Source organism: Halovenus amylolytica (assembly GCA_004015825.1).
GTDB lineage: Archaea > Halobacteriota > Halobacteria > Halobacteriales > Haloarculaceae > Halovenus > Halovenus amylolytica.
Genome location: SAYS01000015.1, coordinates 83,294 through 99,969 on the forward strand (window position 1 = coordinate 83,294; position 16,676 = coordinate 99,969).

General features: G+C 60.4%; 20 protein-coding genes, 1 tRNA gene and 1 pseudogene. 12 read left to right on the top strand and 10 right to left on the bottom strand.

The features are described 5' to 3' along the window. Window positions 1-157: 157 nt before the first annotated feature. Together EOW68_RS12440 and EOW68_RS12445 are read right to left on the bottom strand one after the other, a co-directional pair. The gene (locus tag EOW68_RS12440) at window positions 158-1,309 is read right to left on the bottom strand and encodes a chemotaxis protein CheW (RefSeq protein WP_128225491.1); all 1,152 of its coding nucleotides are present in this window, start codon (window positions 1,307-1,309) and stop codon (window positions 158-160) included. Further along, the gene (locus tag EOW68_RS12445; protein WP_431358913.1) at window positions 1,306-2,208 is read right to left on the bottom strand and encodes a ParA family protein; all 903 of its coding nucleotides are present in this window, start codon (window positions 2,206-2,208) and stop codon (window positions 1,306-1,308) included. Before EOW68_RS12445 ends, EOW68_RS12440 begins: the two co-directional genes overlap by 4 nt. A 170-nt stretch (window positions 2,209-2,378) precedes the next feature. Between EOW68_RS12445 and EOW68_RS12450 the strand changes: the two genes are divergently transcribed. Next, a complete protein-coding gene (locus EOW68_RS12450; RefSeq protein ID WP_128225492.1) occupies window positions 2,379-2,864 on the top strand; it encodes a FlaD/FlaE family flagellar protein in 486 nt (161 codons plus the stop codon). A gap of 144 nt (window positions 2,865-3,008) precedes the next feature. After that, window positions 3,009-4,094, top strand: a complete 1,086-nt coding sequence (locus EOW68_RS12455; RefSeq protein WP_128225493.1) for an actin-like salactin — start codon at window positions 3,009-3,011, stop codon at window positions 4,092-4,094. Window positions 4,095-4,125: 31 nt separating this feature from the next. On the opposite strand, the gene EOW68_RS12460 is transcribed toward EOW68_RS12455, so the two are convergent. From EOW68_RS12460 to EOW68_RS12475, 4 genes are all read right to left on the bottom strand, one after another. Next, window positions 4,126-5,802: a potassium channel family protein gene (locus tag EOW68_RS12460; protein WP_128225494.1), complete on the bottom strand. Its 1,677-nt coding sequence runs from the start codon at window positions 5,800-5,802 to the stop codon at window positions 4,126-4,128. A 72-nt stretch (window positions 5,803-5,874) separates the two neighbouring features. Then, window positions 5,875-6,594, bottom strand: a complete 720-nt coding sequence (locus EOW68_RS12465; protein WP_128225495.1) for an ABC transporter ATP-binding protein — start codon at window positions 6,592-6,594, stop codon at window positions 5,875-5,877. Beyond that, window positions 6,594-7,661 (bottom strand): ABC transporter permease, encoded by a 1,068-nt coding sequence (locus tag EOW68_RS12470; protein WP_128225496.1) that lies wholly within the window; start codon window positions 7,659-7,661, stop codon window positions 6,594-6,596. The genes EOW68_RS12465 and EOW68_RS12470 overlap by 1 nt, the downstream gene beginning before the upstream one ends. A gap of 12 nt (window positions 7,662-7,673) precedes the next feature. Further along, complete coding sequence (locus EOW68_RS12475) at window positions 7,674-8,729, bottom strand: hypothetical protein (RefSeq protein WP_128225497.1); 1,056 nt, start codon at window positions 8,727-8,729, stop codon at window positions 7,674-7,676. 130 nt (window positions 8,730-8,859) lie between these two features. On the opposite strand from EOW68_RS12475, the gene EOW68_RS12480 reads away from it, so the two are divergent. The 3 genes and pseudogenes from EOW68_RS12480 to EOW68_RS12490 all read left to right on the top strand — a co-directional run. Then, entirely contained in the window at window positions 8,860-9,162 is a 303-nt protein-coding gene (locus EOW68_RS12480) for a DUF5785 family protein (RefSeq protein ID WP_128225498.1), read from the top strand. A 90-nt stretch (window positions 9,163-9,252) separates the two neighbouring features. Then, on the top strand, window positions 9,253-9,594 hold the full coding sequence (locus tag EOW68_RS12485; RefSeq protein WP_128225499.1) for a DUF7344 domain-containing protein: 342 nt from the start codon (window positions 9,253-9,255) through the stop codon (window positions 9,592-9,594). After that, window positions 9,585-9,977 (top strand): annotated as a pseudogene (locus EOW68_RS12490) (zinc ribbon domain-containing protein); the annotation flags it as partial. The gene EOW68_RS12485 and the pseudogene EOW68_RS12490, both read left to right, overlap by 10 nt. Here EOW68_RS12490 and EOW68_RS12495 read toward each other — a convergent pair. Then, window positions 9,953-10,168: a hypothetical protein gene (locus EOW68_RS12495; protein ID WP_431358914.1), complete on the bottom strand. Its 216-nt coding sequence runs from the start codon at window positions 10,166-10,168 to the stop codon at window positions 9,953-9,955. The pseudogene EOW68_RS12490 and the gene EOW68_RS12495 overlap by 25 nt on opposite strands. A 204-nt stretch (window positions 10,169-10,372) precedes the next feature. Between EOW68_RS12495 and EOW68_RS12500 the strand changes: the two genes are divergently transcribed. The 6 genes from EOW68_RS12500 to EOW68_RS12525 all read left to right on the top strand — a co-directional run bounded on the left by EOW68_RS12500 (window position 10,373) and on the right by EOW68_RS12525 (window position 12,987). Then, a complete protein-coding gene (locus EOW68_RS12500) occupies window positions 10,373-10,933 on the top strand; it encodes a CBS domain-containing protein (RefSeq protein WP_128225501.1) in 561 nt (186 codons plus the stop codon). A 4-nt stretch (window positions 10,934-10,937) separates the two neighbouring features. Beyond that, window positions 10,938-11,390, top strand: a complete 453-nt coding sequence (locus EOW68_RS12505) for a GNAT family N-acetyltransferase (RefSeq protein WP_128225502.1) — start codon at window positions 10,938-10,940, stop codon at window positions 11,388-11,390. A gap of 97 nt (window positions 11,391-11,487) precedes the next feature. Next, window positions 11,488-11,561: transfer RNA gene (locus tag EOW68_RS12510), tRNA-Thr, on the top strand. 521 nt (window positions 11,562-12,082) lie between these two features. Next, on the top strand, window positions 12,083-12,277 hold the full coding sequence (locus EOW68_RS12515) for a hypothetical protein (RefSeq protein ID WP_128225503.1): 195 nt from the start codon (window positions 12,083-12,085) through the stop codon (window positions 12,275-12,277). A gap of 117 nt (window positions 12,278-12,394) precedes the next feature. Further along, window positions 12,395-12,607 carry a hypothetical protein gene (locus tag EOW68_RS12520; protein ID WP_128225504.1) on the top strand — a complete coding sequence of 71 codons (213 nt, stop codon included), beginning with the start codon at window positions 12,395-12,397 and terminating at the stop codon, window positions 12,605-12,607. 2 nt (window positions 12,608-12,609) lie between these two features. Beyond that, on the top strand, window positions 12,610-12,987 hold the full coding sequence (locus EOW68_RS12525) for a hypothetical protein (RefSeq protein WP_128225505.1): 378 nt from the start codon (window positions 12,610-12,612) through the stop codon (window positions 12,985-12,987). Window positions 12,988-12,996: 9 nt separating this feature from the next. Here the strand turns inward: EOW68_RS12525 and EOW68_RS12530 are convergent, their stop codons facing one another. The 3 genes from EOW68_RS12530 to hisI form a co-directional block, all read right to left on the bottom strand. Then, window positions 12,997-13,203: a DUF7561 family protein gene (locus EOW68_RS12530; protein ID WP_128225506.1), complete on the bottom strand. Its 207-nt coding sequence runs from the start codon at window positions 13,201-13,203 to the stop codon at window positions 12,997-12,999. Window positions 13,204-13,266: 63 nt separating this feature from the next. Next, window positions 13,267-14,400: a DUF7118 family protein gene (locus tag EOW68_RS12535; RefSeq protein WP_128225507.1), complete on the bottom strand. Its 1,134-nt coding sequence runs from the start codon at window positions 14,398-14,400 to the stop codon at window positions 13,267-13,269. Continuing rightward, window positions 14,387-14,758 (bottom strand): phosphoribosyl-AMP cyclohydrolase, encoded by a 372-nt coding sequence (hisI, locus tag EOW68_RS12540; RefSeq protein ID WP_128225508.1) that lies wholly within the window; start codon window positions 14,756-14,758, stop codon window positions 14,387-14,389. The genes EOW68_RS12535 and hisI overlap by 14 nt, the downstream gene beginning before the upstream one ends. A gap of 231 nt (window positions 14,759-14,989) precedes the next feature. Here hisI and thsB point away from each other — a divergent pair, with 231 nt between their 5' ends. Beyond that, complete coding sequence (gene thsB / locus EOW68_RS12545; protein WP_431358915.1) at window positions 14,990-16,666, top strand: thermosome subunit beta; 1,677 nt, start codon at window positions 14,990-14,992, stop codon at window positions 16,664-16,666. Window positions 16,667-16,676 lie beyond the last annotated feature (10 nt).

Genomic DNA, 16,676 nt, shown 5'->3' on the forward strand with positions numbered 1-16,676 from the left:
GCTTGATCCGCCCCGGACGAAGAAAGCACGCGACCGTAGGGAGCGCGCGCATCGAGGCCCGGGCGGTCAAGCGGGCGGGGGCTTTCTTGCTGTTCTCACGATTCACAGAAGCCGGTCCTTCGGATCAAAAACAGGCTACAAAACCAGCTACGCAATCTCAGTCTTCGTCTTCGAAGGCGAGATCCGGGCTCGTCCAGATGACGAACTCGTCATCGTCCTCGCGGTCGATGACGCCGTTGATGTAATCCTCGGCCATCGGCGGATCGTTGACCTCGCTCTCGACGATCGGCGAGACCTGGCGGACGTCGTCGACGACCCAGCCGATGTAGCCCTGATCTTCGAAGGCCTCGGCGTCGAAGACGACGATCAACTCGCCAGCCTCGTCGTTTTCTTTCCCGATGGTGACCTTCGGGTTGAGAATCGTCGTAATCTGCCCGCGCAGATCGACGACACCCTCGACGTGGCCCGGCGTGTTCGGCACGCGCGTGATGTTCTCGTGTTTGACGATCTCCTCGATATACTGGATATCCAGACAGTAGTGTTCGTCGTCCAGCGTGAACTCTAGCACGCGTGTCTCTTCCTCTTCGGTCGTCTCTGCTTCGTCGGTTGCAGACGCACCAACTGTGTCGGCTGTCTCCATCCCCGCGTCGGCTGGACCGGCCTCGGCCCCCATCTGTGCAGCCGTCGCAGCGCCCCCGCCGCCGGAGTCGGCCATCCCCGTAGCGACAGTCTCCGGATCAGCCGTTGCTGATCCATCCAGCGCCTGTTCGAGTTCGTCCATCTCCGGGAGTGGTGCCGAGACCCCTCCTTCGTCCGCTGCACCTGTATCCGTATTCGCCGTCCTGTCGTCTGCACTCGCCGCCCGGTCGTCCGCACTCGCCGCCCGGTCGTCCGCACTCGCCGCCCGGTCGTCTGTGTCCGCTGTACTCCCGGTCTCGGCCGTGGTCGGTTCACTCTCTCCCATGGTTGGTGTCATCTCTTGTGCGCCAGCCCCCGTCTCCGTCGGCTGGGGCTCGTTCTCCTCGCGAGTGGCTGTGTCGACAGTATCCTCCGATGGTTTGTCGTCCTCCGTGGCCGTGCTTTCGGTATCTGAGACTCCTCCGTCGTCATCACCTCCGGCGTCCGAGTCGCCGCGCTCGTCGTCGGCAGCCTCGACGATGTCCTCCATCGTCTGTTTCTCCGGATCGCCGCCGTCGGTGCGGTTCTCCTCGGTTGTCTCAGACGATGACTCCTCGTCACCGCCGTCCCGACTCCCCTCACGCATCTCACGGATTCGCGTCGCGCGATCCATTCGCTCATCATCAGTCATGCTTTCACCTCGGTGTGCTCGAACGCTCGATCGAGTTCGTCCGCGATCTCCAGGAAGACTGCCTCCATGTCGACCGACTGCTCGTATGCAAAGATCGATTTTCCGGCCGAGAACGCCCGCTGGAGTGCAACTCGTTTGCGAACCTCCCAGACTGGCTGGCCGGCGAAGACCTCGTTCAACCACTCGATCATCGTCTGGTCCTCGTTGGTCTGTTCGACGCGATTAGCGACCGCGCCGACCGTATTCACCCGAATATCTAAGAGGTCTTCGAGCGCTGCGGTCTGATCGATCAGCAACTCGATGGCGCGCTCGGAACTGGCCTCCGTCAGCGCCGGCACGATGATGTTCTGGGCCGCGAAGATACTCGACTCTGTGAGTCGCCCGTAGAACGGCGGCGAGTCGACGATTATGTAATCGTACTCGTGGTCGAGCGCGTCGAACGCCTTGTCGAGCATATCGAGCGCGTGCCCACCCGAAACGTTCTCGGGCGAGACGTTGATCGCGAGCGAGGACAGCGCCTCCAGTCCCGCCGACTGGTCGCTTCGCTCTTTGAGTTTCGCCATCAGGTGGGCGATCGTCAGCTCCTGTTCGGCGTGGAGCAGATCCAGATTCGACGGGAGGACGTCCATCTCATCGTGTTCGACGATCAGGTCGTTGATGACCGAACGCCGGTCGCTGTCGGTCAGTACGTCGAAAAACGATGGCGGGGCCGCGTCGTAGGCGTCGAGCATCCCCAGTCCTTCGGTCGCGTTCCCCTGGGGGTCGACATCGACGAAGAGGACGTCTTCGCCGCGCTCGTTGAGCGCTCCTGCGATGTTGATCGCGATGGTCGTCTTGCCAGTCCCGCCTTTCGCGTTCGTCACACAGACCTTTGTCGGGCCGGAATCATCGCGTATCATCGCCACGTACCCGGAGTGAGGGAGCCAGCCGTAATAAAAATGCGTCTCCCATTATCACGAACAAAAAGAGACACCGACGTAGCACCGATATCGGCCGTATACGGCCGTCAGATGCCTGTCTGGTACGACGCCAACATTTAAGAGATAGTAGTTGGAATATAAGGCTAGTTATGAGTATGAATCCGAGCGATTACGACCTCGACGAACTCCGCAAGATGGCGCGGGAGCGGGATGGCAAACAGAACGGCGGGGAGAGTGAGGAACCGGATCTCGGCCTCGACTCGATGCGCGGGGAGAGCACGAGTACCGGCAGTCCGGATTCGTTCCGTGCCGGACTCTACCGCGAACTGCTCCCACTCGAAGCGGGCGGTGACGCCGAGAAACCGTATCTCGAAACACTGCCCGAAGAAAACAGCGGCGAGCATCTCATCTTCGAGTGGTTGGAGTTTCTCCTCTTGCACGCCGGCCACCAGGGCGCTCGTGAGGCCATCGCGTACTACGAATCGGTCGGCTGGATCACGGAAAACTGCGAATCCGAGCTGAAAGATTACATGCTCGGTCTCGACGAACAGGCTGCGAACGATCCAAACGATCTGGACGTCGACGACCACCTCCTGAGTCTCGTCTACATCGCGAAACTGGCGTCGATGAACTGATCCGAGCTGGCTCGGAAGCGCCGGTCGCCATCCTGGATCTGTCGGGGTCGTACTATTTTCACGGTTCGGTCTTCCCCCTCTTATTTTCACGAATGATACTGTCTGACGAAGGTATTTACTCCCCCTTCGCATAGCTCGCAGTATATGAGTCCGACAGTCGACGCGGAGAAAGAAGAGGTGTCAGCAACGGGAATCGGTGGCGACGGAAACAGTTTTCCGGTGGGTGTCAATCTCGGGAGTACCCGGACAGTAATCGCACATCCCTCCGAACACGGTTCCGGCTTGCAGACAAGCCGAACACTGACCTGTCTCGCGCGCTACGAGGACCCACTGACCGGTGAGGAGAAGTACCTCTACGGTGAGGAAGCCGCGATGGAGTACCCCGACAAGGTGGAGTATATGCTCCGGTCGGGACTGCCGGAAGGCGACCAGACGGAACTGGCTACGCAGTTTTTCGAGGCCGTGATCGACTCCCACGATATCCCTGAACAGAGCGCCGTCGTCTACGCGACGCCGACGATCGACAACCCCGAGGGACTCGAAAACCTCAGCCAGGTCATCGAGGCGAGTGCGATCGGCGACCAGCTCGTCGAGAGCTACCCCGAGTCGCTGACCGGTGCCATCCCAGCGATCGGTGACGGTCTCGAAGCGCTCCAGGAGATCTTCGTGACGCTCAACATGGGCTCGACGAACCTGGAGATGTCGGCGTACCGCCGTGGCGAACAGCTCGTCCCCTTTACCACGGGTGCGGTGACCGGCAACGAGGTCGACCGCGCGATCGCGAACCTGGTCGAGGAAGAAACACAGGGTCGTGTCAACATCGACACCAACACTGCCCGGGAGTACAAGGAAGCCCACGGCGATTACGACGAGTTCGAGCCCTTTACCGACATCATCCAGCAGCCCGGCGGTGGCACCCACGAGTTCACCATCGAGCGGTCGGTGATGGACGCGCTCGACGACTATCTCGACGACGTCGTCGAGGAGTTCGCCAACCAGTTCCTGCCGAAACTCGCGAACAAACACATGCGCGCCTACCAGCTCGCGCTCGACAAACCGGTCGTCCTCACGGGCGGGATGGCCTGTATCCCCGGCATCGTCGAGGCGTTCGAAGAACGCGCGAGCGAGGAACTCGGCCGCGAGATCACGGCAACCGCACCGGACCGGGCGGATCTCGCCGCCACCGTCGGCGCACAGCGGATCGCTGCAGAACTTGGCAAGCAGCGATAGTCGCTGTCGCACGTCGTCAGGAGATCAGCTGTCAGCCGTCCTCGCTGACGAACGTTCTGAACCGTTCGACGGCTGCCTCTCTACCAGTCGCCACCAGAATATCCCCCGATTCGACTGTGAACGCCGGGCCGGGATTCGTGATCAGTTCGTCGTCTCGCTCGACACCTACGAGGGTACAGCCCGTCTGCTCCCGGATCTGTGTTTCGTCCAGTCGCTCGCCGGTGAGTGCCGGGGCTGTCTCTCTGACGAAGACGAATTCGTTGTGTGGTGTGAGCAGTTCCCGTTCCTCGATCAGCGCCGACGCGAGGACGCCGTCCGTGACGGCTGGTAGCGAGAGGACGTAATCTGCACCCGCGTTGTACAGTTTCCAGACGTTGTCGGGGTCGTTCGCCCGGGCGATGATCTCGACGTCGGGGGCGTGGTGGCTGATCAGAATCGCGCTGTAGATCGCTGTGGCGTCCTTTTCGACTGCGAGTACGACAGAACGGGCATCTGCGACGTTCGCCTCCCGGATCGTGTGGTCGTCGGTAATATCGCCGATCACGTCGGCACCCGTATCCACATGGAAATCCACAGTCGTGACGTCGATCCCCTCGCCTTCGAGTGTGTTCGCGACCGTCTGGCCGACGTCGCCGTACCCGCAGACGACCACCCGCGACGACTGGCCGCGGTGGGTCGGGAGTTTTCGTGCGCCGACCGTTTCGAGTTGTTCGTGGTCGCCCGAAACCAGCAGGATACTGTTTTCGAGGATCTCCGTCTCTGGCGGCGGCGAGACGAGAAAGCGAGGGCCGAACCAGCCGCCGATGACCGTAATTTCGAGGCCGTCGGCGGCACCGATCTCTTCGATCGTCGTCCCGACGAGTTCGCTCCCGTCTTCGACGAGATACTCGCCGAAATCGATCTGCGTCGTCAGCCCGACAGCCGCCTGAAACCGCTCCGAGATCGTCTGTATCGACCGCATCGCGAGACTCTCACCGAGGCTCTGTTTCGAGAGGACGACCTCGTCGGCACCGGCGTACTCGTGATGTGCGACAGCGTCGCGGCTCTCGACGACGCTGACGATCGTCGCGTCCGGATTCACCCGGCTAGCCGCCAGAATGACGGTGAGATTCCGCTCGTCACCCATGTCTGTGACGATGGCTCGTGCGTTCTCGAAGTTCGCGTTCCGGAGCGTTTCGACCCGTTCTGCGTTGCCGTAGGTCGCCTCGAAGCCGTCGGCTCTGAGTTCGTTGACCTCGTCGGCGTCGGGTCGGACGAACAGGTACGGAATCCCTGCTTCGTCGAGTTCCGTCCGGAGAACATCGTCTACGGCGGAGTTACCACAGAGGACGACGTGATCCTGGAGGCCTGTCTCCCTCGGGGGTTGCGTGTCGAACGCTCGTTTGAACAGTGGCACAGCCAGAATTGGGAGTGCCAGGAAGACGAGCACGAGACGCGTAATATTCAGCAGGATTACGAACGTCGTCAGCTCGCTGTGCTCCCGGACGAGCGCTGCATCCGCTCCGAAACTCCCCGTGGTGAGCGCCTCGATGACGATCTGGATCGCAGTGACGACCGACCGCTCCGCGCCGGCGTACCTGAGGGCTGCCCACCGGTAGATGAGCGCGTAGACGAAAACGAGCAACGCCACACCAGCGAGAACCAGCAGCAGTCGCTTGCCCAGGTCGATCGCTGGTTCCCTGTCGGCTGGCTCCAGCTGTGAACTCATTCTCGTTTGATCTACCAGTACCGTATTTATAGTACTGATTCGTCCGTGCTGCGAAATTCTCCGATCGATCTGTCACTCGATGGGTGGCCGATTTGCCGGCGAGACACCCTCCCGGTCGAGTACCTGTTCGACGTAGTATTCCTGGAGTGACTGCTCGCTGTCGAGGTCGATCTCTCCGGTGGCCCGGTCGAAGACGACCTCGCCTTCGTGGACCACCGTCACCCGATCGACGTACGGCTCGAAGGCAGTCACGCGGTGTGTCGAGACGAAGACGGTGTTGCCCCGATCCACGTACTCGTCTACGAATTCGAGAAAGCGGGCCGTCGAGACGTCGTCGAGTGCGCCGAGCGGTTCGTCGAGCAAGAGGAAATCCGGCTTCTTGATGAGCGCGAGCGTGAGATCCAGTTTCCGGGCGAACCCACCCGACAGCTCCCCTGCTTTCCGGTCGAGCGCGCGGACCAGGCGGAGTTCTTTCACGACGCGGTTGTTCCACTCCCAGTCCTCGGCACCGACCACGCCGGCGAAGACGTTGATGTTCTCCCTGACAGTCAGCCCGGGATAGAAGTTCGGCCGCTGGAAGCCACAGCCGATGACGGCCGACGGGAGCGAGACCGTCCCGCTGGAGGGTCGTGTCAGCCCGAGGATCAGCCGGAACAGCGTCGACTTCCCCGAGCCGTTCGGGCCGAGCAGGCAGTGGAACTGCCCGTCGCCGATCGACAGCGAGATACCGTCGACAGCGACGACAGAGCTGTACTCCCGTGTCACGTCGTCGAGTTCGATCCGTTCGGTCATTAGCTTCGCCTCCGGTAGTAGACGATCGAGCCTTCGAGAGCGAGGCCGGCGAGGACGATCAGCCCGACCGTCGCGGCGTACCACTCTGTGAACATGGCTATCTCCGAGCCTTTGAGCATTATACTCCGGGTGATTACCATCGTGTAGTAGGTCGGTAACGCCTGTGCGACCGTCGTCCGCAGTGCGGAGAAGAAGCCGATCGGGAAGGCGAGCGCCGACAGCGCCACGATGCCGAGCATCAGCGTGACGTTGACGAAGAGGCCGACGCCGCTGAACCGCGAGAGAATCATGATCGTCGTGCTCACGGTCGCAAGCAACAGGAAGGTGAGCAGGAGTGCGAGCACGGCACCCGGCGCGAGCGACGCGACCTCGTAGCCGTAGTACAGCGAGCCCGCGTGGAAGACCACGATCGGGAACAAGAGCAGAATTGTAAAGAACACCAGCTTCGCGAGGACGACCGATTCGAGTGAGGTTTCGACACGGAGCCGGTCGAGGACGACGGATTCGTTTTTGATGTTGTAGGGGACGTAGGTAAAGGCGAAGAAGATCACGAGTACCATCAAAAAGGAGGGGTAGAGATACTCCGGGAGCTGTTTTTCCTCGCCGACGATCTCCCGTTCGACCGTGATATCGGCCGCGAGGAGCTGATCGAGTTCTGTTTCGGTGAGACTGGCGATCACCCGCGACGAGGAGAGAAAGGGGACCACGCTGCCGTCGACGACGAGGGTGAACTCGGCGGATTCACCCGCTGTGGTGATATCGTCTGGTACCCCGACGATCGCGTAGACGGATTCCCGTTCGAGCATCCTGTCTGCTTCGGCTCTGCTGTCGACCCGCTCGGGATCGGTGAACGAGGCCAGCCCACCCTCGATGATCTCGATATCCGACTCTGTGACAGCGTCGTCTTCCGCGACGACGGCGACAGGCACCGACCGCGGGACAGCATCCTGAAAGAGTGCGCTCGTGCCGGCAAAAAACGCGGGTAACAGGAGGAGCAAAAAGACGAGAATAAGCGCGTTACGCGAGCTCCAGTGGAGCTCTTTTTCGAGGAGCGATCGCAGTGACATGAAGGGGGTCGATTACCCCGACACTGCCGTTTGCTGTGAGCCGAAGCCACTCCCGGTGCTGCCGGAGTTCGTCTCTTCGAGCAGCGTCAGGAGTTCGTCGGTCGTCGTCGTGTAATCGAACGTGACCTGGCTGCCGTCGTTGTCGATCTCCAGATTCTCGGCCATCCCCGAGAGTTCCGGATCTTCTGCGACGCTACTCAGTCCGAAGTTGAGTGTGCTGGCCAACTGATTGGCATCCTCTTCTGACGGTGTCGTCATCTGCATCCCGAACTGCATCTCGCTACCGTCGGTGTCGTAGTTCATCGTCACGATACTGATCTCGGGGAACTGGCTGCCCTGATTGAACTCTTCGTCGGAGACGTCGACTGCTGCGTTCATCAGGCTTCCCTCGTTGTTGTCGTAGGCATCCCGGAGATCGCCGCTGAAGGCGTCGGCGTCACCCTCTCGGGTGTCGATCGCGTCTTTGACCGGCTGCTCGGTTCCGAGCACGAAGGTTCCGTCACCGAGGTCAGCGACCCACGTCTCCTCACCATCGGTGGTGGTGACATAGACCGTCACGCCGTTGTACTCCTGCTCTTCGTAGTCGTCCATTTCCCCCTCTTCGGCGGCCTCGACGAGTTCGTCCCACTCCCAGTCGCTCTGGACGATAATGCCAGTGTACTCGTCACCGACGTTCTCTGCCTCGAGTCCGTCCGGGGCCTGGAAGAAGACGGTCGCACTCTGGAAGTCGCTGACGTCGATGTCGCTTTCGCCTTCAGCCTGTTCGAGTGCTTCGTCCCAGCTCTGTGGGTCGTCCGGACCGAGATCTTCATCCATCTGGATAATGCCGTCCATCAACTCGGTCGTCGCCTGGTCTGTCGCAATCTCGCCGTCGAAATACATCACGCCGTCGACGCCCGCCGGAACGGTGTCCGCTGCATCCCCAGCATCTCCCCCACCGCCGCCACCCATACAACCCGCAGACAGAACGGCAAACGCAAGCAGGAGTGCAATCTGAACTCGTTTCGATCTGAGCAACCCGCTACCGAACTGTAACTGATTGGCCAGTTTTGATACCGTATTTTGCATTGTACCGTGTGGTCTGTTCAACAGGCATAATAATCTTACTATGGTGTCTGATAAGTAAAAATACCAAATATGCGTATCTTTCTGCTCACCAGAGAGAAACGTTTTTGCGTAGTTCCCCAAACAGATAGGTATGGACTGGCCACACGATCCCGACGGCGAGAAGGGAAGTGAGGGGCGGCGTAACTACGGCCACGCCATCCTCGCGAAAAAAGTCGACGAAGACGAAGATTTCCCTTTCACTGCGGGTGAGTACGTCGAACAGTACGGCGACCACCCGGTACGGATCGACTACGAACGCGTCGTGAGCGTCGCAGAGATTTTCGAGGAGATCGACGACGACGAACAGTTCGAGACGTTCCCCGAGTTCCACAAATCGGTCGGCAAAGCACTCCGTGCGGCGGATTACTGGCCGTATCGCCTCGAACACGCCTGACTGGCTCCCGGGAACGAACGCCTCGGGGTTCCAGACAGTTTGGGTTGTGTGCACATAACATACTTACCAGCCGATGTTGTAGTTTCAATAATGAATCAGACAGATACACCAGCCGAGCAACTCAATCTCCCTGCGGCGGTCCAGGCCGAGTTGCTTTCCGCGCGTCGTCGGTGTCTTCTGCTGGTTGTACTCGCAGAGGGTGGCCCGGCGACAGTCGACGACCTGGCGGTGCGCATCCGGGCGAACGAGCGTGGGATCGATCCAGAAGATGTCGACGACGCCGAGCGAGCGTCGGCCCGCGACGAGATCTTCGAGAGACACCTGCCGAAACTGACTGCGACCGAACTCGTGGAGTACGATTCGTTGCTCGGAAAGGTCCGACTCGCCGAGCCAGCTATCGTCTCACTGGCACGGGAGGAACTGAGGATTTAACCGATATTCGTGAGCGACTGCCCCACGCTGACTGGCATCACGTCTGGGCATTTCGCCGTCTTGTCGAATACGTTGAGTACAAAGCTCCAGAACACGGTGTGGCGGTTGAACCCGACCACACCAGCCAGCGGTGTTCCCGTACTGACTGTGGGTTTACCCACGAAGATAATCGCGACGGCGAGCAGTTCCAGTGTCTGAAATGCGGGTACGAGATCAACGCGGACTACAACGGCGCCAAAAACGTCGGACTGCGGTATATGCGGAAGCGACAACACAGACTGCGTTCCTCGCCCACGCCGGGGGGCGCAGACGCACCAGTAGACGTGCGTGTAAATGGTGGGACGTTGAACGGTGACGGCTATCGGCCAACCGCCGACAGTTGATCGCCGGGAGTCCACATCAAAGCCCCTCCCTCAAGGACCGAGGCACGTATGCGCCGAGGGAGTAGGGAGGGGTAGTTTACCAGGACGTCGATGTTCTGTGCTGCCTGGTCGACGTTCTCTCCGAGTCGGACGAGCTGGTTGTAGAGGCTGACCACGTAGAACCCCACGAGGCCGACGACGATTACCAGCACGAATAGCCCGACGATTGTGAGATGCAAACTCGTCAGTCTTTGCGACTCTCATTCTTTCATACTTGTGACAACTTCTCGTCTCGCCGCCGGAGAGATGACCGAGTCGTCGTGACCCCTCGCTACCACAACCCCGTTGTTTACGGCTGTACAGAGTAAAAATCTACTGCAGGTAGCTTTTTCACCGGGTGTGGCAAATATTGGCATATGAACTCCGACGTGACCGTGCGGGAACTCATGGATCGGGAGTATGTTGGTGTCAGCGAGTCGGACGGCCTCATCGAAACGGTCGAGTTGCTGCTCACGGAGGACAAGGAGACAGCGGTGGTGTTGCGCGGCAGCGAGTACGTTGGGGTAGTGACCGAGCGTGACGTCCTGGAGCTGCTGGTCAGCGATCAGGCACCCGACGAGGCGACAGTCGGTGATGCGATGACCGACCAGGTTCCGACAGTCTCGCCGGAGGAGACTGTCACGGAGGTAGCAGACCGGCTCTCGACAGAGCCAGCCAGCCGACTGATCGTCACCGATGGAGCCGAACCGTTCGGGGTCGTCACCGAGGCAGATCTGCTAGCCGGCCAGAACTATCCGGAACAGACCGCAGTCGCGGACGAGCCGGAACTGGTGCAGTCCGGGGCCGAGACGACCACGCAGAGTGCGAGCGGGGAGGGGTTCGACGACCAGGGGATCTGTGAGGTCTGTGGCTCGCTGGCACGCGATCTCGCCGCGTTCAACGGCCAGCTCCTCTGTGCTGACTGCCGGGATATGTAACGCGATGCCCCCCTTCGAAATCAGCCATCCCGATACCGGGAGCGTCGACGAACTCGTCGATCTGTGGATCGAACTCGCCGACGATCAGCGCCAGTACGGCTCGCACGTGCGTGCTGAGCCGAACCGGAGTCAGATTCGCGAGTCGTTGCTCCGGTACGTTACGGGTGATCGCGTGCTCGCTGCGCGCCATCCGTCGATCTGTGGGTTCGTCATGTTCTCGATCGAGCACGGCGAGTTCGAGCAGGACGTCACCCGTGGGATCGTCGAGAACCTCTACGTGGAGCCAGGTAGCCGAAGCGAGGGGATCGGTTCGGCGTTGCTCTCCGCTGCCGAAACTGAACTCGACGACCGGGACGCAGACGTCATCTCGCTCGGTGTGATGGCCGAAAACGAGGCTGCTCGCCGGTTCTACCACCGCCACGGCTACGATGTCTACCGTGTCGAGATGGAGAAATAGCCGAGACTGGTGGCTGTGAATTCTTCAGTTTTGTACAGCCACCAGCATGAACCGAAAACGATACACACTCAAAGGGGCATCTGCAAGTACGAACTGCGCCAGGGGAGCTTGGGTGGTTCAAGCACCCGACTTGTAATCGGGAGTTCGAGGGTTCAAATCCCTCCCCTGGCTCGTTTGTTCGAACGACAGTGAGAACGAAGAGCCGAACGCGTGGGATTTGAAGCAGGGAGGAGCTTTGCTCCGACCGGGGTTCATAATCCCTCCCCTGGCTTTCTACTGTGAACGAACGTGAACAGCGAAAGCCACGAGGGATTTGAATGAGACGAGACGCGCAGTGGAGCGAGCAGTCTCGGCGTGGTTCATAATCCCTCCCCTGGCTCTTTTTCCCCCATACAGATTGAGAGTCTCATCCGTTCACATTCGAATTAGGTTAAGAGCTTTATACCTTTTATTTACGTCGTCAAGAACCAGGAGAAAGATCACTCGCTCACTGCCCCCGGCCATGTTGTTTCGTCGGTGACCCGAGGTCGGCAACCAACACGATCAAGAATGTTGTACATCTCAGGTTCTCGATCGTACTTCTATCGGGTATTCAATCTCTGACGCTATTATTGTCTATAGTATTGTGTAAATAATCTAGTTTGGTTGAATACAGTCAAAAAGTTTATTAGGTAGTACTCCGGTCATTAATTATGCAGAAAACACGGACCAGATGTGCTGCGTCGGGTTGTGATGCGACGCATAGTTCCTGGAAACACTGGGAGGTAACGTGTGTCAACTGTGGGGCCTTCGTCTGTCGGGACGACTACAGAACGCTTCCAGTCGTCGAGTTGTTTATGACCCGGACCAGGGAGTGTCCGAACTGCCGGCAGCCGATGGAAGGGTAGTCCAGTTCCTGCCGTCGCTACATCTGTCTCTCCAAGTACTCGACTTCCAGTGTCGTCTCTGGGAGTCGTCTCACTGCGTCAGATAGCTATAAGTGTCAATAGTTCTTGTAGTATGGTATGAGTGAGACCGAAACACAGATCGACGAGACGACGACCTGGCCAGACCTCGCAATCAGCCTCTACGACCGGTTGACGGGGCGCGGTGCAGAGATCACCTACGAGTTCGAGGAGATGGAAATCGAGGTGCCGAGCAAGGTCGGCGACGATGCGGATCACGCCACCTGGCGGATGGACGGGACGGTTCGTATCACCACCGAAGAGCGTGAGTAACTGTGTCGAGCGGCAGTGAGGTGCTCGCTGCCCTCGAAGCGGCAGCGACCGACAGCCCCGCACTCTCTGTCGATGCGAACCTCGCCCTGACTGTCGACGGGACGAAACTCGCAGTGAGTGCGTCGGGCGATCGGATCCGGATTCAGATTCCCTCTGTCCGGGCAGCAGTAGCACTGTTCGGCAGCGAGCGTCAGCGACTCCCGACCGTCTCGGAGACGCTGACTCACAACGGTTTGACTGCCGAAATCCGGATCGGTGACGCGGTCGTCGCGCTTCTCGGTACCGCGGCGGCCCCCAGTCCGTTCTCGAAGCCGATCTGGGGCGAGGCAGTCGAGATACGACCCGGTGAGGTGCTCGCGGCCGCGTTGCGACTGAAATAGCACTCTGTCTTATTCGAGTGCAGCCACGTCCTCGGCCGTCACGTCCCGGTCGTCGGGCAGTCGATCCATGCAGTCGTAGCAGAGAAAGTGCTCGGTTCCGTCGGCCAGTTCGAGGGTCATCCCCTCGGTTTGCTTGTTCTCCAGGGTCCAGATGTTGGCGATTCCACCGCCGATATTGACCGACTGCCCGCAGCCGTCACACGGTTGTTTCGCCATACGCGAACGAGGGGAGCCACCAACAAACGCTTTTCGAGGCCGACTCTCGTCTGCTGGAACCTCTTACCGCTCTGGAAACTCTGACAGCGCAGCCTCCAATCGCTCGTACTCCGCCCGTACCTCCTCGAGTTCGTCCTCGACACTGCCTGATTTCAGTCGCCGACGCTCCTCCTCGGAGAGATCCTCGGCGACGACTGCGCTGTTTCTGAGCCGCTCGTACTCTGTTTCTCGGGGCAGTGCACGAACTACCCGGAGCGACTCGACAGCGGACGGATCGATCCGATTGACTGCGCTCGTCAGCTCCTGACACAGCCAGCGCAGTTCGGTCGCCGTCGGCGGTGGCCAGTCGATCCGGAGCGGGTCGGCGTCGAGTTTGTCGAAGTACGCCCTGTGGTGGTCGACGGCGTGGACGAGACGCTCCGGATCGTCGACGTAGTGGCTCAGTTTCGAGCGCGAGTAGCCCCCGTATTCGAGCAACTTGGGGACCGGCTCGGTCCCGGGCGGGTCGTTGCGGATGTAGTCGGCTATTTCCGACGGTGGTGGCTCGAACTCGACGAGTGGATACCACTCCATCTCTTCGAGAAAGGCGACGACGGTTCGGGCTGACTCCTCCCGGTACAACTCCCTGAACGCCTCCGTCACGACCTCGTTGTAGGTTTCGATGGGTTCTCGAATACGCTCGGTGGGTGCATCTAGATCCGCGTCGGAAAGTGCCGCGAGTCGTTCGAGTTCGTCGAGTTCCGCCGCCAGTTCCTCGCAGCGAAAGGAGAGCTCTTTCCGTGTCTCGCGGTAGGCCTCGCGTGCCCCGTTGCGGTCTTCGAGTCGTTCGACCAGCTCACCAACCGGCTCTAGCTGTTCGTAGACGTGTTCGAAATCGCTGTCACTGAACCACTTCTGCTGGAGGTACTCGTCACACTCCTCGAAGATCTCGTATCGCAGGGTATCCGCCGAGATTTTGCCCATCACCTCGTCGATCCGGCTCTGGAAGGCGACGATCGTCTGGATATCCCCGTCATCGCCAGTGACCTGATCCTGGAACCGGTCGAGCATCTCCGTCCAGGCCCTGTAGGCGTCGGCAAGCTCCTGCAGTTTTGTTTCGCCGTACTCGTCGACGCGTTCCTGGGCAGCGTCGAGTTCCTGTGCACGCCGTTCGATCTCTGCGACGAGATCAGTCTCGGCTGGTTTACTCGTAGACATCGTCTGGATCGAACACCCTCTCTCCGACCTGTTCGCCGTCGATCGACCGGTAGAAGCAGGACTCGAAGCCAGTGTGGCAGGCTCCGCCCTCCTGCTCGACCAGATACAGCAGGGCGTCGCCGTCACAGTCGACACGGATCTCCTCGACGTGCTGGAGGTGTCCGCTCGATCCGCCCTTCTTCCATAACTCGTCGCGGCTCCGGGAGTAGTAGTGTGCCAGTCCGGTTTCTCTGGTCTGTTCGACCGCCTCGCCGGAGGCGTAGGCGAGCATCAACACGTCACCCGAGGTGGCGTCCTGGGCGACGACCGGCAGCAGGGACTGCTCGTCGAACGCGAGTTCAGGGGCGTCCGTACTCATACGTGTGCCGAGGACTGTCTGCCGCATAGGTCTTGTCCTCTCTCGATACCGATCGATTCGATATTTAAAAAGCCAGGCACTCGACGACACTCTGTGATAGTCTGTCACACATTTCCGGACCGATGGCCCGTCTCCGGGATCTTTCTCCGCGTGGTTCCGGTCAGCACTGCCGGTAGTTCGGGCGGGAAACACATACATTTATATAGAACCACAGACAAACTTTCTCTTGATATGAGTCAGCAGCAGATGCAGGGCCAGCCCATGATCATTCTGGGCGAGGACGCCCAGCGAATGAAGGACAAGAGCGCGCAGGAACACAACATCTCGGCCGCCCGCGCGGTCGCGGAGTCGGTACGGTCGACACTCGGGCCGAAGGGGATGGACAAGATGCTCGTCACATCGCTCGGTGATATCGTCGTCACGAACGACGGTGTGACGATCCTCGAAGAGATGGACATCGACAACCCGACGGCAGAGATGATCGTCGAGGTTGCCCGCACACAGGAAGACGAGGCCGGCGACGGCACGACGACCGCCGTCTCGATCGCAGGCGAACTCCTCAAAAACGCCGAGGAGCTCCTCGAACAGGACATCCACCCGACTGCGATCATCAAAGGGTTCAATCTGGCCGCGACGCAGGCCCGGGCGGAACTCGACGAGATCGCCGTCGACATCGAGAGCGACGACCACGACGTGCTCCGGCAGATCGCCGAAACGTCGATGACCGGCAAAGGCGCCGAACAGCACAAAGAACACCTCGCCGAACTCGTCGTCGACGCCGCGCAGGCAGTCACCGTCGAGGCTGACGACGGCTCGACGATCGTCGATCTCGCCTTCCTGAAAGTCGAGACCCAGACCGGGCGCTCGGCCGGCGACTCCGAACTCCTCAACGGCGCTGTCATCGACAAGGACGCGACCCACGAGGACATGCCGACGGACTTCGAGGATGCGAACACGCTACTCGTCGACTCCGCACTCGAACTCGACGAGGCCGAAGCAGACACGCAGGTCAGCGTCACCGACCCGAACCAGATCCAGGACTTCCTCGACCAGGAAGAAAAACAGCTCCGCGAACTGGTCGACCAGATCGCCGACCTCGGTGCTGACGTCGTCTTCTGCCAGAAAGGTATCGACGACATGGTCCAGCACTACCTCGCAAAAGAGGGTATCCTCGCTGTGCGCCGTGTCAAACGCTCGGATATCGAGTTCCTCCGCGAGGTACTCGGTGCCGATATCGTCTCGGATCTCTCGACTGCCACCGAGGATTATCTCGGCTCCGGTTCGGTCACCCGAGACGAGGACGAAGGGCTGTTCTACGTCGAAGGCACCGGCGACACCGTCCACGGTGTGACGCTGCTCCTCCGTGGTTCGACCGAACACGTCGTCGACGAGATCGAGCGTGGTGTGCAAGACGCACTCGACGTCGTCGGCAGTGCAGCCGGTACCGGACAGGCGCTGCCGGGTGGCGGCGCGCCGGAAGTCGAACTCGCACGCCGGCTCAACGATTACGCCGACAGTGTCAGCGGCCGCGAACAGCTGGCCATCGAGGCCTTTGCGGACTCCCTCGAAGTCGTCCCGCGCGTGCTCGCCGAAAACGCCGGGCTCGACAGCATCGACACGCTCGTCGACCTCCGTTCCGCCCACGATGGCGGCGAGGAACGCGCCGGTCTGAACGTCTTCAGCGGCGATATCGAGGACACCTTCGAGGCTGGCATCGTCGAGACCGCGAGCGCGAAAAAGCAGGCACTCTCCTCGGCCAGCGAGGCCGCGAACCTCGTGCTCAAGATCGACGACATCATCTCTGCTGGCGATCTCTCGACCGAAGGCGAAGAGGATGCCGGCGGCCCAGGCGGTGGTATGGGCGGCATGGGCGGCGGTATGGGTGGCGGCATGGGCGGCATGATGTAAGAAGGGCGTG

What these genes read in the sequence shown, in the direction of transcription:
- EOW68_RS12440 (WP_128225491.1), bottom strand. Translation starts at nt 1,309, where the DNA reads ATGACTGATGATGAGCGAATGGATCGCGCGACGCGAATCCGTGAGATG.
- EOW68_RS12445 (WP_431358913.1), bottom strand. Translation starts at nt 2,208, where the DNA reads ATGATACGCGATGATTCCGGCCCGACAAAGGTCTGTGTGACGAACGCG.
- EOW68_RS12450 (WP_128225492.1), top strand. Translation starts at nt 2,379, where the DNA reads ATGAGTATGAATCCGAGCGATTACGACCTCGACGAACTCCGCAAGATG.
- EOW68_RS12455 (WP_128225493.1), top strand. Translation starts at nt 3,009, where the DNA reads ATGAGTCCGACAGTCGACGCGGAGAAAGAAGAGGTGTCAGCAACGGGA.
- EOW68_RS12460 (WP_128225494.1), bottom strand. Translation starts at nt 5,802, where the DNA reads ATGAGTTCACAGCTGGAGCCAGCCGACAGGGAACCAGCGATCGACCTG.
- EOW68_RS12465 (WP_128225495.1), bottom strand. Translation starts at nt 6,594, where the DNA reads ATGACCGAACGGATCGAACTCGACGACGTGACACGGGAGTACAGCTCT.
- EOW68_RS12470 (WP_128225496.1), bottom strand. Translation starts at nt 7,661, where the DNA reads ATGTCACTGCGATCGCTCCTCGAAAAAGAGCTCCACTGGAGCTCGCGT.
- EOW68_RS12475 (WP_128225497.1), bottom strand. Translation starts at nt 8,729, where the DNA reads ATGCAAAATACGGTATCAAAACTGGCCAATCAGTTACAGTTCGGTAGC.
- EOW68_RS12480 (WP_128225498.1), top strand. Translation starts at nt 8,860, where the DNA reads ATGGACTGGCCACACGATCCCGACGGCGAGAAGGGAAGTGAGGGGCGG.
- EOW68_RS12485 (WP_128225499.1), top strand. Translation starts at nt 9,253, where the DNA reads ATGAATCAGACAGATACACCAGCCGAGCAACTCAATCTCCCTGCGGCG.
- EOW68_RS12500 (WP_128225501.1), top strand. Translation starts at nt 10,373, where the DNA reads ATGAACTCCGACGTGACCGTGCGGGAACTCATGGATCGGGAGTATGTT.
- EOW68_RS12505 (WP_128225502.1), top strand. Translation starts at nt 10,938, where the DNA reads ATGCCCCCCTTCGAAATCAGCCATCCCGATACCGGGAGCGTCGACGAA.
- EOW68_RS12515 (WP_128225503.1), top strand. Translation starts at nt 12,083, where the DNA reads ATGCAGAAAACACGGACCAGATGTGCTGCGTCGGGTTGTGATGCGACG.
- EOW68_RS12520 (WP_128225504.1), top strand. Translation starts at nt 12,395, where the DNA reads ATGAGTGAGACCGAAACACAGATCGACGAGACGACGACCTGGCCAGAC.
- EOW68_RS12530 (WP_128225506.1), bottom strand. Translation starts at nt 13,203, where the DNA reads ATGGCGAAACAACCGTGTGACGGCTGCGGGCAGTCGGTCAATATCGGC.
- EOW68_RS12535 (WP_128225507.1), bottom strand. Translation starts at nt 14,400, where the DNA reads ATGTCTACGAGTAAACCAGCCGAGACTGATCTCGTCGCAGAGATCGAA.
- hisI (WP_128225508.1), bottom strand. Translation starts at nt 14,758, where the DNA reads ATGAGTACGGACGCCCCTGAACTCGCGTTCGACGAGCAGTCCCTGCTG.
- thsB (WP_431358915.1), top strand. Translation starts at nt 14,990, where the DNA reads ATGAGTCAGCAGCAGATGCAGGGCCAGCCCATGATCATTCTGGGCGAG.